The 13,974-nt window shown below is 61.1% G+C and carries 10 protein-coding genes and 2 pseudogenes; 10 read left to right on the top strand and 2 right to left on the bottom strand.

All coding sequences use genetic code 11. The features are described from left to right. Nucleotides 1–248 precede the first annotated feature (248 nt). The 8 genes and pseudogenes from NKH23_RS30485 to NKH23_RS30450 all read left to right on the top strand — a co-directional run. A pseudogene (locus tag NKH23_RS30485) lies at nucleotides 249–725 on the top strand (IS91 family transposase); the annotation flags it as partial. Nucleotides 726–1,546: 821 nt separating this feature from the next. Next, a complete protein-coding gene (locus NKH23_RS30480; RefSeq protein ID WP_353036193.1) occupies nucleotides 1,547–3,340 on the top strand; it encodes an ATP-dependent nuclease in 1,794 nt (597 codons plus the stop codon). Beyond that, complete coding sequence (locus NKH23_RS30475) at nucleotides 3,330–5,147, top strand: UvrD-helicase domain-containing protein (RefSeq protein WP_353036191.1); 1,818 nt, start codon at nucleotides 3,330–3,332, stop codon at nucleotides 5,145–5,147. The genes NKH23_RS30480 and NKH23_RS30475 overlap by 11 nt, the downstream gene beginning before the upstream one ends. A 6-nt stretch (nucleotides 5,148–5,153) precedes the next feature. Continuing rightward, nucleotides 5,154–5,834: a competence protein CoiA gene (locus NKH23_RS30470; RefSeq protein WP_353036189.1), complete on the top strand. Its 681-nt coding sequence runs from the start codon at nucleotides 5,154–5,156 to the stop codon at nucleotides 5,832–5,834. Nucleotides 5,835–6,315: 481 nt separating this feature from the next. After that, nucleotides 6,316–6,456: pseudogene (locus NKH23_RS30465) on the top strand (YegP family protein). A gap of 348 nt (nucleotides 6,457–6,804) precedes the next feature. After that, nucleotides 6,805–7,470, top strand: coding sequence for a thermonuclease family protein (locus NKH23_RS30460; RefSeq protein WP_353036187.1), 666 nt, complete (start codon nucleotides 6,805–6,807; stop codon nucleotides 7,468–7,470). A 10-nt stretch (nucleotides 7,471–7,480) separates the two neighbouring features. Further along, nucleotides 7,481–8,086, top strand: coding sequence for a BRCT domain-containing protein (locus NKH23_RS30455; protein WP_353036185.1), 606 nt, complete (start codon nucleotides 7,481–7,483; stop codon nucleotides 8,084–8,086). A 409-nt stretch (nucleotides 8,087–8,495) separates the two neighbouring features. Beyond that, nucleotides 8,496–8,918: a hypothetical protein gene (locus NKH23_RS30450; RefSeq protein ID WP_353036183.1), complete on the top strand. Its 423-nt coding sequence runs from the start codon at nucleotides 8,496–8,498 to the stop codon at nucleotides 8,916–8,918. A 246-nt stretch (nucleotides 8,919–9,164) separates the two neighbouring features. On the opposite strand, the gene NKH23_RS30445 is transcribed toward NKH23_RS30450, so the two are convergent. Both NKH23_RS30445 and NKH23_RS30440 read right to left on the bottom strand, forming a co-directional pair. Continuing rightward, a complete protein-coding gene (locus tag NKH23_RS30445; RefSeq protein WP_353036181.1) occupies nucleotides 9,165–11,402 on the bottom strand; it encodes a relaxase/mobilization nuclease domain-containing protein in 2,238 nt (745 codons plus the stop codon). Continuing rightward, nucleotides 11,399–11,806 (bottom strand): hypothetical protein, encoded by a 408-nt coding sequence (locus NKH23_RS30440; RefSeq protein WP_353036179.1) that lies wholly within the window; start codon nucleotides 11,804–11,806, stop codon nucleotides 11,399–11,401. The genes NKH23_RS30445 and NKH23_RS30440 overlap by 4 nt, the downstream gene beginning before the upstream one ends. 490 nt (nucleotides 11,807–12,296) lie before the next feature. Here NKH23_RS30440 and NKH23_RS30435 point away from each other — a divergent pair, with 490 nt between their 5' ends. Both NKH23_RS30435 and NKH23_RS30430 read left to right on the top strand, forming a co-directional pair. Further along, a complete protein-coding gene (locus tag NKH23_RS30435; RefSeq protein WP_353036177.1) occupies nucleotides 12,297–12,977 on the top strand; it encodes a nucleotide-binding protein in 681 nt (226 codons plus the stop codon). Next, a complete protein-coding gene (locus NKH23_RS30430) occupies nucleotides 12,974–13,381 on the top strand; it encodes a hypothetical protein (protein ID WP_353036175.1) in 408 nt (135 codons plus the stop codon). The genes NKH23_RS30435 and NKH23_RS30430 overlap by 4 nt, the downstream gene beginning before the upstream one ends. Nucleotides 13,382–13,974: the final 593 nt, after the last annotated feature.

Below are 13,974 nucleotides of genomic sequence, written 5' to 3'. Positions count from 1 at the left end.
TTCCGACGATGCTGCCCCCGGGCTACCCACGCCGAAGGCCTCCGCATGCACATAATCTCGAGGCTGTCACATGGCTTCAGCATCCGCTGTCTACGCTTCACGAGCGACGTTGCCGTCGCCCATGCAAGACTCGCTTCCGGCTGGCGGGCTGCGCCTTTGCCGGGAGGGGGTCGAACCCTCTGGATCGCTTCGAAAGGTTTCAGGATCTACATTCCATTCTCCTTTCCAGGGCTTAGCCTGTCGCAAGGGTGGTCTATGCCAAGGCACCCTTCGCCGGGCCGGAAGCGGTGCTTGCCTACCTGTCGCGCTACACGCACAGGGTCGCCATTTCAAACCGTCGCCTGATCCGCTTCGACGAGAGCCGCGTCACCTTCCGCTACAAGGACTACCGCCGCGACGGCGCGGACCGGCAGCAGATCATGACGCTCGCCGCCGACGAGTTCATCCGCCGCTTCCTGCTCCATGTCCTGCCACGCAGTTTCCATCGCATCCGGCATTACGGCCTGCTCGCCGGCTCCGCCCGCAAGGCCAGCCTCGCGCTCGCCCGCGAACTCCTGGACGTCACCGCGCCAGCCGATGACGAAACACCAGGCGAACCGGAAGACTTCCGGCCGCCATGCCCCTGCTGTGGCGGACGCATGATCGTCATCGAGGTGTTCGAACGGTGGAGGCAGCCGCGCGGACCGCCCTACGCCAGGACACCGGACCGGGAGAACGCCCCATGACCCGGCATGGCTTGATGCAGCCTTCTGGCGCAGGCACTCAGCCTCCGGCAACCAACCCGGGCGCGTCCATGGTGATCATCGGCGTCGACAGGGCTGCGTCCGACTGCATGCCGAGCCGACGATGCCGCACGGCCGGAAGACAAGGCAGTCCGTCTGCATCAATCCCGCCGCTTCCCGGCGGCGGTCGCGCCATCCCAGACACCAGCCGAAAATCGAAATCTCCATAGCCATCGCCCGTGGCCCGCGGGTTCCTTCCTCGGGGACTTTCGTACGCCTGCCGGCGCCCGAAACTCTTCACGGCAGCGGACCGTCCGGCACTGGAAGTAAAGACGACTTAGCTGCCATTTCGCTTCCTGCCCACTTGAGTGCGCTGAGTGTGCTTAACCCCGCGAACCACATCGCCTGCAACACGTGTCGGCCGTACGTGATCAGCTACCGCTCGCCGCCGCTCAGGGAGAGGAGCATCTTGCTCCAAAATGGAGCGGGCCGGAGGACTACTGCTATTGGAATACGTCCCCGTCGTCGGTCTAAGCTGGACAAACGGGTGCCAGCGCGTGGAACACGCGCGTGAGAAACACTTTGCGCAGCTTCACGCTGCGACCACGTCTCCCGCCAGGGATCGTCACCCGTATGGGCCGAAACCGCACTATGCGCGGGTGGTCGAGCGCCCCGCGAGATAGAGCCCCGTCCGGTCTACCGGTGCGGTATGGAATTTACGGAAATAAGCAGCCGTTCAGTCTATGCGAATCCTTGCACATACTTGTGGTTGAAGGTCACGTCGCGCGCTAAGCTATCGCCTTCATGTAGTGGGGGCGAATCGCGTGCATATTGCCAGACTCGACATCACAAATTTTCGTGGAGTGAGCGCAGCCACGCTGTACCTGCCAAAACACGCTGTGCTCGTGGGCGATAACAACACCGGCAAGTCGACGATTCTGGAAGCAATCGATCTGGTCATGGGACCTGACCGGCTCGCCCGCCGCCCGCCCGTGGACGAGCATGATTTTTTTCAAGGAAAGTATCTGGCCGAGGCCGCCGAGGCGCAGCCCGGTGCGGAAGTTCCGCCGGCGCCAACACCCGCACCGGAAATCACGGTCGAAGTCGTGGTCATAGATTTGAGTGAAGACCAGCAGGCCCGTTTCGCCGCGTACATCGAATGGTGGGATACGGCGGCATCCAAGCTTTACGACGATCCGAATCCGGAAGGAGTTGACGCGGCACAGATCGTCGCGGCGCTACGGCTTTCTTTCATCGGCAAGTACGACGAGGACGAAGACGATTTCGAGGGCGCATCCTATTTCGCGCGCACGATCGAGGAAGGCGAACCGGAGGTCTTCCACAAGAAGGACAAGCAGCATTGCGGGTTTTTATACCTGCGCGCTGCGCGCACCGGCACGAGGGCGCTCAGTCTGGAGCACGGGAGTCTGCTCGACATCATTCTGCGGCTGAAGGAAGTCCGGCCGAAAATGTGGGAGGACACGCTTTCGGAATTGTCGGGGCTCGATGTCGCGGCCAAACCCGAACTCGGTCTTTCCGGCGTACTCACCAAAATCAACGATGCTCTGAAGCACTACGTCCCGAAGGAATGGGGTGTCGAACCGCATCTGCGCGTGTCATCGCTCACCCGCGAGCATCTCCGCAAAGTCATCACCGCCTTCGTCGCAACGGGCGATGGCGCGCACGCCGCGCCCTTCTACCGGCAGGGCAACGGCACGATCAACATGCTCGTCCTCGCGATGCTCTCGATCATTGCGGAAGACAAGCAGAACGTGATTTTCGCGATGGAGGAAGTCGAGACCGCTATCCCGCCCTACGCGCAAAAACGCATCGTGCACGAGATCCGCAAGATGGCGGCGCAATCGATCTTCACGTCACATTCGCCTTACGTGCTCGAGGAGTTCGGGCTCGAGCAAACGGTGATCCTCTCCCGCGATGGCGATGGCAAGCTGACCCAGGCGAAAGTCGTTTTGCCCGATAGCGTAAAGCACAAAAAATACCTGCAGGATTTCAGGACGCGCTTTTGCGAGGGTCTGCTCTCCAGAAGGGTTCTGATCGCGGAAGGCGCAACCGAAGCAACGTCACTCCCGGCTGTGGCGCGGCGGCTGCACGAGCTTGCACCGGCCACTTACACCTCGTTCGAAGGCCTCGGCATTTGCACGATGGATGCGGGCACGCAAAACCAGATTGCGGACCTCGCGGAGCTCTATAGATCACTCGGCAAAAAGGTGTTCGCCGCCTGTGACAAACAGGAGGCAGCGGCGCAGGCAGCGATCGAAGCGAAGGTCGACAAGCTTTTCATGCATGCGGAAAAAGGCTTCGAAAACCTCGTGCTGAAGAACACGTCGCAAGCAGCGCTGGAGCGGTTCTGTGATGCGCTTCAATGGCCGCCGCACCTCTCGCAAAAATATCCGAACCCGAAAGCCAACGCGGCGGCGGCTCTGAGCGACTATTTCCAGTGGTCGAAGGGCAACTGGGGGGTTGCGGACTTCCTTACCCAATGCACGGAAGCCGAGATTCCGCTCTGGCTGCGCGACATGTGCAAGGAATTGGCAAAGCTCTGCAATCCGCCTCCGGCGGTAGCTGCTCCCGCCGCCGGAGCTGCGAATGGCGCTTGAGCTGACCGAAGGGCAAAAAACGGTTCTGGCCGCGAAGGGACATCTTCTCGTTCTCGGCGGGCCGGGCTCCGGAAAAACGACGGTCTCGATCCTCAAGGCGGCGAAGGAAGTGCGCGAGCGCCTTGGCCCCGAACAACGCGTGCTGTTTCTGAGCTTTGCCAGGGCGACGATCTCGCGCGTGCTGGAAGCAATACGCGAAGAGCCGAGCGTCGGCGCCGCCGAACGTCGGCGTATCGAGGTCGAGACATACCATTCGTTCTTCTGGCAGATCATCGTCACGCACGGCTATCTGATCGGACTGCCGCGCAGGCTCTCGTTGCTGACACCGCCCAACGAAGCGATCGCCTTGTCGGCGATACGCGCGGCATTCCCCCGTTCCAAACCGACGAAGCAGCAGCAGGAAGAGCGCGCAGCGCAGGAGGATGCGGAGCGCTGGCGGCTTGCCCGCAGCAAAGGGAAAATTTGCTTTGACCTTTTCGGGACCTGCGTTGCCGAACTGCTTTCACGCAGCGAAAAGGTCGGGAAGCTGATCGCAAACCGCTATCCCGACATCATCCTCGACGAATTCCAGGACACCAACAAGGCGCAGTGGGATGTGGTCAAATCCTTAGGGCGCTACAGCCGCCTGATCGCATTGGCGGACCCCGACCAGCGCATCTTCGATTTCATCGGCGCCGATCCAGAGCGCCTGAAGCATTTCGAAGAGGCGTTCGCGCCAGAGATAGTCGACCTCAGCACGGACAATCACCGCAGCAAGGGAACCGAGATCGCCCTTTTCGGCAATCACATCCTGACCGGCAAATACAAGGCTGCCTATACCGGCGTCGAATTCGGAGTCTTCGTTTCGAACGAAGCGCAGGCCTTCGCGAAGCTGCGAGGAGAAGTCATGGCCGCGCGCGGGCGTTTGGCAGAAGGCCAGGTGATCGATTGGTCCGTCGCCGTTCTTGTGCCGACCAAAAAAATGATGCGGATTGTCTCCGACCATATGCGGGTGAAGTTCGGCAACATGCCGCCGATCCGGCACACGGCCTCGATCGACATGGACGGCGTCATTCTCTCGGCCGAAATCATCGCCTACCTGTTGCAGCCGGGAAGAACGCTTGCAGGTCTGGTCGAAGTTACGGCCGCATTCTTTCGCGGCAGGAACGGAAACCAGCCGACGAAAGACGCGCTCGCCGAAGCAGACCGGCTGGAAGCAGCCCTGCACAAGGCGCAGGAGCGTGCGGCCGCCGGCAAGGAACGTGCGAAGGCGAGCATCATGAACGCCATCGAGGAAGTTCTGGACGCTGTCTTCGCACTCGCCCTCAGCGGCGATCCCGATACGGATTGGCAGTCCGTTCGCGCCCTACTCGAAAGCGGAAACTGCGCGAGGCTGAAGCAGGTCGCGGCCGAAGCCCGCAACATCCGCTTGCTGGAAAAAGGGACGGTGCTGCGTCAGGCGCTCTCCGCCGACTGGCGCGCCGGCGGCGCCTATAGGCACGCGCTCGAAATTGTCCGGCGCGCTTTCGTGGAAGAGCATTTCGCCTCGGGCAAACGTCCCGAAACGGGCGTCATCGTGATGAACATGCACAAGGCGAAGGGCAAACAGTTCGACGAGGTCGTCATCTTCGAGGGCTGGCCGAGGCGGGCTCAGGGAAAGATCGTCGCAAACCCCGATCGCATCGTGCGCTCGAACGAGCGCATCGGCGATCTTACCTCTGCGCGTCAGAACTTCCGGGTGAGCGTAACGCGATCAAAGCGCCGGACGACCATTCTGACGCCGGAAGGTGATCCATGCGTGTTGCTGCTTCCCGCAAACGATGGATGACGCGATATGCTCTACGCATGGGTAAATGGCACCAAGCGTCGCCCTGACAAAAAGGGAGAGCGCACCGTCTGTGCGGATTGCCAAGGCGTGCTGACAGCGGTCATGCCGCTCCAGAATGTATCGCACTGGCGCCACCTCACGGGCGAGTGCGATCCCTGGAGCGAGCCGGAAGGCGAATGGCATTTGTGGTGGAAATCACAGTTCCAGCGGGATGAGTGCGAGATAACTCTCACCGACCCGCTGACCGGAGAGCATCACAGGGCCGACGTGCTCGTTGCGGGCCAGCAGCAAACGACCATCGTCGAGCTACAGCATTCAACGATTTCCGATGAAGAGCGCCAAGCGCGAGAGGCGTTCTACGGCCGCGGGCGGCGCATGTTCTGGCTTTTGAATATGGACGACGACAAGAGCTTTCGCGAGATCAATTTCGGTTTGTCGCTGGACTACAGCCGCCCGGTAAAGGTCGGCACCACCGAGTTTTTCATCATGCGGTGGGCTGGCAGGTCATCGCAGTTCATCCAGAAATGGAAGCGCTCGAACGTCCACGTCTTCTTGCACTGGCGACGCAGAATTTTCTATCTGGCGACGCCTTGCGCGTGCCGCGAGCTGTGCAACTCCCTCCAGCCAAGCCAGTTCGCGGTCAGCATCCTCTCGGAGGCGGATTTCTTCAAGGCGATCAAGTCGTGATCGACTAGCCGGCTTTCACTTCCCACGGGGCGATCCAGTCACCTGCTACGCGCAGTTCGACGTCGCCATCATCTTCGACGACCTTGCACACGATCATCTCTCCCGATTCCAGACCATAGCGCTCGCCCGCTTCGCGGAATCGCGAGTAAGTAGCGTCGGTCAGATCGGAGCGCGTCCGGCAGACGCGTCATCACGAACGTCCGCTTCTGTGCCGCCGACCAACGTTTCTCGAATGTCAGAAATTAGGCGCAAAGCTGCCGCCGAAATCGGACCCGCGTACGCCGCGATCCATTGTCCGGCGGGGTTGTCCAGTCTAAACATAGTGGCTGATCAAACGGCTCGCCACGATCGCAGCTCCGCTCGCATCCTCAGGGATGCTCACGCCGCTTCCGTAGCCCAACGAGACGCAAAACACCTGTTGGCAGGAGCCAAGGCCATCTCGATTCCTGCGAGCTTCTCACTGTCAACGGAGGGCACACCCATGGCACATAAGTTCGAAATCTAAGGACAAAGCTGGCGAATATCGCGTCGGCTTCAGACCGAGGGCAAATCCAGCGCTCAGAACGCCATCCATTCGATTAAGAAAAATGGCCCAAGTGCGCCGGTCGAAGACAATAGCTAATAGCCTTCGACTACCCACAATGCTGAAGCAGTTCCTAAGCTGGAGCATATTGGCTTCGGAACGGCACTAGCACCTGTTGCGCCAGGGCAAGTGAAGCCGTGATCTCCTAAGGGAATCCTCAGCAGATAGGCTTCACTAGACCTCTGCTACATTTAGGAGCATTCTCCCGCTGGGGGAGAGGGTGTGGATAGGTCTCGTTACGACAATCGGTCTCATTGGCGCAAACGCACTGGCGCCCGGCGTTCGCGCGCTATGCGTTGGGCAAGTGTCCCGCGACGGTTGATCTTCGTCACCGCTGCTGCAGTCGGTGCCTTAGCCGCTCAGACGGTCATGATGCATAGTGACCGCTTGCCCGACCTGACCCCTTCGAACTGGATCGAGCCAAAGCCCGCCCTCATGACCGGCGTGGCGTCCGTCATTGACGGCGACACGATTGAGATCCACGGCCAGCGCATTCGGTTCAACGGGATCGATGCGCCAGAGAGCAAGCAATATTGCGACGACGACAAGGGCTTCGAGTATCCATGCGGTCGGCGATCCGCCGAAGCGCTGGATAGCTTCCTCGCGGCCTCTAGGCCGGTGGCATGCATCTTTGTGACTTGGGATCGCTATCACCGCTTCGTCGGCGACTGCCGGCGCGCCGACGGCGCCAGCGTGGCGGCGTGGATGGTAGAGCATGGCCAGGCGCTCGATTGGCCGCGCTACAGCAACGGCGCCTACGCGCCGCAGCAGGCCAAGGCCAAGGCGGCGAGGCTTGGTCTCTGGGTTGGCAAGTTCGAAGCGCCTTGGGACTGGCGCGCATCGCATGGCGACGGGGCTGCGCCGTCGAGCCAGCCGCTCGGCATGATCAGCCGCAAGCTGGTCGCGCAAAGCGGCGGCCTTTCGTGCGAGCCCCGGCGGTACCGCTCGCAAATCAGCTCCTGCGAAGACGCCCAATGGTACCTGCAGAACTGTGAGTGGGGCCGCAAGCTGGATAGGGATGGTGACGGGGTAGCGTGCGAGACGCTTTGCTAGGGAGGGGTCCATGGATGACAAGTTTTACAGCCGCGTCGGCGGCGATCGTATTTCTTCGCGGCAGATCGATGAGTTAATTGGGTTAGCGCGCGGCCTCGCTGCAGACGGAAGTATCAACAAGGCGGAAGTCGAGTTCCTGCAAAAGTGGCTGGCCGCCAATGTCGAGATTAGCGATCAGCCGATCGTCCGGACCTTGTACCGACGGGTCAATGAAATCCTTGCGGACGGCGTGCTCGATGCCGATGAACACACCGAACTTCTCGATACATTGAACAGCTTCTCGAACCGAGATTTCGAACTCGGGGAAGTGTTGAAGCCGACCACCCTGCCCCTTTGCAATCCGCCTCCGCATTTGACCTTTGAAGGTCGGTCGTACTGTTTCACCGGGACGTTCAATTATGGCCAGCGAAAATACTGCGAGCTGGCCATAGCGGATCGTGGCGGCCGCGCCGGCAGTTTGACGCAAAAGACCGACGTGCTCGTGATCGGGGCCTACGCCACGGAGTCTTGGAAGCACTCATCGTTTGGCGACAAGATTTTCAAAGCGACCGCCTGGCGCGACGAGGGGTTGCCAATCTCGATTGTCGCCGAGAGCCATTGGGTCTGTTTTCTCTGACTTCGTCCGTTCGTTTGGCAGCGTCTCGTACCATCAGCACCCTATTCGACCGAGGTGGAACGATGCGACACAATGCGTTCAGCGATCAGATCCGCCTGTCTCGGCGATTTGTATGTCGCTTCATTACGAGCGTGATCGCGCTCGCAGTTGCAACGGCAGCTGGGTGCAGCTCCATAGACTACCAGAAGCTCACCACCGGTGAGATATCCGGCAGCTTGTTCGTCATGTGGGTCGGTGAAGGCAACAGTTCCGGCGACGGGAATTTCCTGTTCGTGCCCGACCCTCACGACCCCTTAATCTTCCATCGGGCCGATTCGACGGCTCCAGGTAGTAAGATCAAGCCGGGCCTCATGTACACGGACGGCGGCTCAATCCCGAAAATCGCGCAGGTCTTTAAGGGGCTCTCACCTTGGGGCTACGCTCCGGCCTACATGATCCACGACTGGACTTCATCGCACATCACTGCATCGTCGACGGCAGCACCGAGAAGAGGTTCGACCAAGTCCGTGGCGTCGAGTTCGACGACTCCGCAGCGATCCTCGGCGAGGCAATCAAGGCGTTGATCGCGACGCGCCAGGTCGCGCCAAACGATGTTGCAACCAGCGCCATCACTGCAGCCGTGGGAAGCGCAATCGCCAAGAACCTTTGGGACGAGAAGGGAGCCTGTAAGTCGTTACAGGTCAGCGCGAAAGATATTGCTTCAGCAGAGGCGGCGATACCGGGCTCGACATCCAAAGCTCAAAATCTGAGGACCTTCCAAATACCAGAAACCGTCGCACCGGCGGTCCGAGCAGCGAGGCCCGCGAAGATCATAGCACGCCTGTCCTTCTGATCTTGAGCGTCGTGCCTACCCATGGCGGGCCGGCGTGCGGTGACCGTCGAAAGGGCCGTCATGGGTGTGATGGTCATGGACCTAGCGCGAATGGCGGCCCTTATCGGACAAGTCCGCTTTCAGCAGACGTCATAAACCAATGGAACGACCCAAGAAAGGCGCATTGCTGCCATCTAGACTGATCATTCTGTGACGAATGCGCCGTTTCGATAGACCGCCGCACGAGGACGCTGGGTTGGCCCTTGCTCAACGCTCATAATCGTTCTCATTTGAGCGCTGGGTCTTCCGGTCCTGCTCTTCCGACTGCCGCGCCTTCCGTTTGTTGGCGTCCTTCTGCTTGGCACTCACCTGCTCCTGCTCGGTGCGAGTGCGCGGCTCAACCGGCTGGCGGGGATCCTCCCGAGTTGGCAGGTCTCGCCCACGCGCCTGGCGCTCGGGGATTGGCTCGTCGCCGCCACCACCACGACGCTGCTGCTGGCGCTCGAATTGAAGCCGCGCCAGACGGTCGTGCATCTTGTCGTTCACCTCTTCACGATACTGCTCGAACTGTCCTTGATGCGCCGGCGGCAGCGTCTCGCGCATGTTGTCCAGAGCCTGATTGACGCGGGCCATCTGACGCCGCATTTCTAAGGGGGTTTGCGCCATGTTCAAATCTCCTATCAGTGCATTCAATTCTCTCATACCGGGATGGGACAGGAAAGACTTCTGCCCCGATTGATCAGCTCCGCGATCCGCGGCACCTGACGGCCCCTCCCCTGTGCGGCGGCGACGGAACTGCAGCAAATTGTTGCCGATCGACTCCGCTGCCGTGAGAGCCTGACCGACAATGCCCGCGGTCCGCATCGTCGTCACAGTCTTTTGCCATGCGGCAGCGATTGCATCGCCGTTCACGACAAGGGATTGCCCGTCCAAACGGCGTTGCCGCTTGGCCTCCACTCGCTCGATCGTCCTAGCGCTGACCTGATAGCGCGGATCGTTCTGGGCGCGGCTGTAGGCTCCGGCATGCTCCTTCGTGAATGGCCGCGTCATCGCATGATCCATGCGCCGCGTCGCCACCATCGCAATGCCGTTCTCGCGTGCTTTTCCCGCAAAGGCCTCGCGCCAGGCTGCGAGATCCGGCTTGTAGAATTTCAGGCGCTCGCCGTCGGCTGACCGTGCCTGCACCATCGCATGGATATGGACGTGCTTGGTGTCGTTGTGATGCGCCAGGACGAACTTGTATCCTGGCGCTCGCTCCTCGAGTACGGCGCGCGCCGCTGCCATTACGGCGTTGGCATCGGTGCCAGCTCTTGCCGAGAAAAGCAGGTGATAGGCATTGCGGCGCTCACGCCCCGAAAACTGCGGGCGCCATTGTTCATAGACTGAAGCCGCAGCCTTGGTGGAATTCTTCACCCCAGGCACAGGGTCGCCATTTGCGCGGCGGACTTGGCTGTGGGTGCGGATAAACTTCTGCAGGAAATATTTCGCTTTGAGTTCACGGCTGACGGCCGCAGTCACCTCTGCCTTGGCTACCACCCCAGCCGCGCCCATGGCTTCAGCCAAACGCGCCTCGATCTTGTCGAGCGCCTTGCTGCGCGAATTTTCCCGCCCGCCAGCCAGGACGCGGGCGAGGGGTCCGGCCCGCTCATCGGTATCCGCGTAAACCTCCACCCCCTGACCGCCCCGTGCATAGATGAACGGTTTTGCTCCGAAGGCCTTGTTCAGGGCCTCGCTCATGGCGGCATCCGTGACCTCGCCAGCGAGGTCGAAACGAACCTCGATAAAATTGGTATTTTCCAAGGGTGGTTCAAACGTCTCGCAAAACGTTTCCAGGAACGCTTTTCGTGCGCTGCCTGTCGCAAGGACCTGCCCATCCTCGTTAAAAATCTCGATGTCGTGTTTCTCGCCTTTTTCGTCCTCGCGCTTGCCGATGTAATTGAGCAGCCGAGCGGCGGCTTCCTTGGTCGACGGCGGATTGGGCATGACCTTCAACACGGCAGGCTGCGCGCCCGCCGCATAGCCTGCCCGTGCCGCCACGGCCCGCGCCTGATACCCCGCCCGCGCCGCTCGGCCTGTACCGCCAGAGCGGCCAGCGCCGCGGCCGCCGCCGCCGCGCCGCTTCCAGTCTTCCTCCTCCTCTTCCGGCCGGAAACCGGCGAGCGTGGCGCCATAAACCAGGATCGGCGCGCTAGGGGCCCTGGGCGACCTCGCAGCAGCAGTGGACTTCGGTGCACCGCTGGAGACGGAGCCCCCCGCCACTCCTGTTACTCCCTGGAAAGAACGAGGGGCGCTCCTGCCGCCACCTACGGTCGAGCCGGTTTGTCCTTGCCCGAGGCGTCCGCCGCCACCGGTCAGCTCATAACTCTTCATCGCCTGGAATTCGCTGGCCACGCGTCCGGCGCCCGGCACGGACTTGTCGTCGTCCAGCTCCTCACGCTTCACGCCGGACTCGCCCCGCAGATAGCGTTCGATTTCGGCCGCGTAGCCGGCAAGAGGACCGCTCATGGCCTAGCCTCCCTCGCCTTGCGAGACCCGACGGTCATCGTTTTCAGTTCGTCGCGGAACTGCCGCACCAGGTCGCCCACGGCGATCAGCGCCTGCTCAAGATCCTCATCATGGGCAACACGGCCGTCTTTCATGGCGCGCACCGCCTGATTGAAATTGATGCCGACGCGCCGCAGCTGATCGGTCATGTCCACGATCGCCGGCCGCAACGCCTCTGACGCGACAGGCAGAAGCCCGACCTCTGCCCGCACCAGACGCCGGACGACCTCGCTGAGGGTAACGCCGTCCCGCTCCGCAATGGCTTTAAGGTTGGCTAGCTCGTCAGCCGAAAACCGGATGTGCGTCACCTCGCCATAGCGCCGTGACGCGCTCTTGACCGTTGCTTTCTCGGCGTCTGCATCCATCTCTCAAGCCCGCTTGCGGGCGCTAAGGCCCGCCAGGGCCGCGCCGCCTATTTTTGTGTGTATCACAAAATAGGCTATCCTGCCAATAGAGAGTAGAGGAATGAAGATTACAGGCGCGTTTTCTCACCAGCGCAGTCGTCAGCGGCAGCGGCAGCGGCGCAGGCGAAATGTTCCCATCGTGATTTGATGCAATGTGTCTATGATGCCTTGGCGACTTGTCTCCATGTTGACATGGAGACAAGTCGCCCCTCTGATGCGTAGTCGGAAATGCGCAGTTGATGGGCCACCAGACCCCTTCTTTCCTGAAGACAGCATCTGCCCAAAAACTGCCCCTTTAGCGAGCCCTTATCGATGCGCGCCTGGGTTGCCAAACCAGTCTTCCCCGTCGACAATGTCACCATGTTTCGACCGTGATTTTGTTTCATGTGTCCATAATGACTTGTTTCCATGTTAACATGGAGCAAGGACACAACGCCGGAAGGAGGCCCCAATGATCATCTGCGCTGCGATCCCCAAGGGCGGCACTGGCAAATCGACGATGCTGCGCACCCTCGCATCCGTCGCGCTGCATCGGGGTTATTCGGTCACTCTTATCGACGGCGACCGGCGGCAGAACATGAACCGCTGGTTCCAGATGCTGGGTGAGGCTGGCAATCGTCCTGACAGGCTCACGATGGTGAGCGCGATGACACCGCAGGAAATCCTTCGCGCGGCAGCCACTCACAACGGTGAACGCTCGGTCGTCTTGATCGATACGGAAGGCACCACAAACGATAACCTCATGGCCGGGCTCTTCGCCGCCGACATTGTCGTCGTGCCGGTCTATTTTGCCCTCGACGATGTGACCGCCGCTATCCAGATCACCGACCACTATATTCCGCTGGCGGTCGGGAGCCGGGGTAGACCGTTGCCTGCGATATTCGTGCTGACCAAGCAGACCATCATCGATGGCAGGGCGCGAGCCCTGACCGAACTGCGAGCCATCATCCAGGCCAACGGCACGCCCATTGCAGAACACGTCCTGCACAATCGCGTTGCCTACCGCGACCTTCAGACGGGGCAGACCCTTTACAGCCCCGAGGTGCCTGACGCGAAGGCGATTGCCGAGAGCGAAGGGGTCTTCGACGACCTTCTGCAAACCTTCATCGAAGCCACAAGGAACGCGGCATGAGTGAAGAAACCGCACCGAAACCTGGTGACGACAAGAAAGCCCGCATGATGAAGGCGATCTCCACGCAGCCGCCGGCGCTGCCGAGCATGTTCATCCCGCCGAAGGCCGAGACATCAGGGACCAAGGAGCAGGCTGCGCCACAGATGCAGGAACCGACAAAGCCGTCCCCGGCAGTCGGGCCCGATTTCCGCAAGCTGCTGCGGCAGGGTCAGAAAAAGGACCCCATCGCCGGGAAGAAGATTCGCGAGGAGGAGATGATCCGCTGCGGGTACTATCTGACGGCTGCGGAGCAGCGGCAGTTCAAGCTGCTGGCGATCAGCAACGGGCATAGCATGACCGAACTGCTGCGAAAGGCTGTCCAGGACTATATCCGCATTCATAAGCACAAACTGCCGAAGGAATGATCGGCGGTTTGGAGTCGCTATCGCATGCTGCGAGGGTGATGTTCGTGGCTCTTTTGCGACGCGCAAAAAAAGGGCCCGCGACGGAACACTCCGTCGCGGGCCCTGAGACGTGTCGCCTACTTGGGTTGGATGAGGTGTTTCAGCACCTGGCCGAAGATTGTGTGTCGCACCGGACGCCCGCTGGCTGCCGCTTTGTCGTCGACCAGCTTTGCGGCCAGTTTGGGCGACAGCGGCATGAAGTCGTAGCCGTGTGAGATGGCTGCGCGGTGAAGATCCTCAACCGTTTCGAACGCGCGATCGTGGGTGCCGAGCCAAAGACCGGGCTCGTCGGTTTCTTCGTGCGGGAACGCCTGCAGGAAGTAGGTCCGAAGTGGTGTCGTAGCCGATGACAGCGTCTGGATCCGAGCGGCCCCGTCCGGTGACGGTGCCAGTGACAGTGATGGTGTAGCGGCTCATTGCAACCTCCTTTTGCCGGTGGGGAGCCCGGGGGGGGGAGGCGGCGCCGGGGGGCCGGGGCGCCAGTGTGTGTGGGTGGTTGGGGAGGAATTGGGTTTGGTTGTGAGCAGCGGGGCCGCGGGCGGGGGCGCTTGGTT

The sequence above is a fragment of the Mesorhizobium sp. M1328 genome, from assembly GCF_040318075.1.
Taxonomy (GTDB): domain Bacteria; phylum Pseudomonadota; class Alphaproteobacteria; order Rhizobiales; family Rhizobiaceae; genus Mesorhizobium.
Note: the sequence above shows the minus strand (reverse complement) of the source record. Positions and strands in the feature narration are given on the sequence as shown.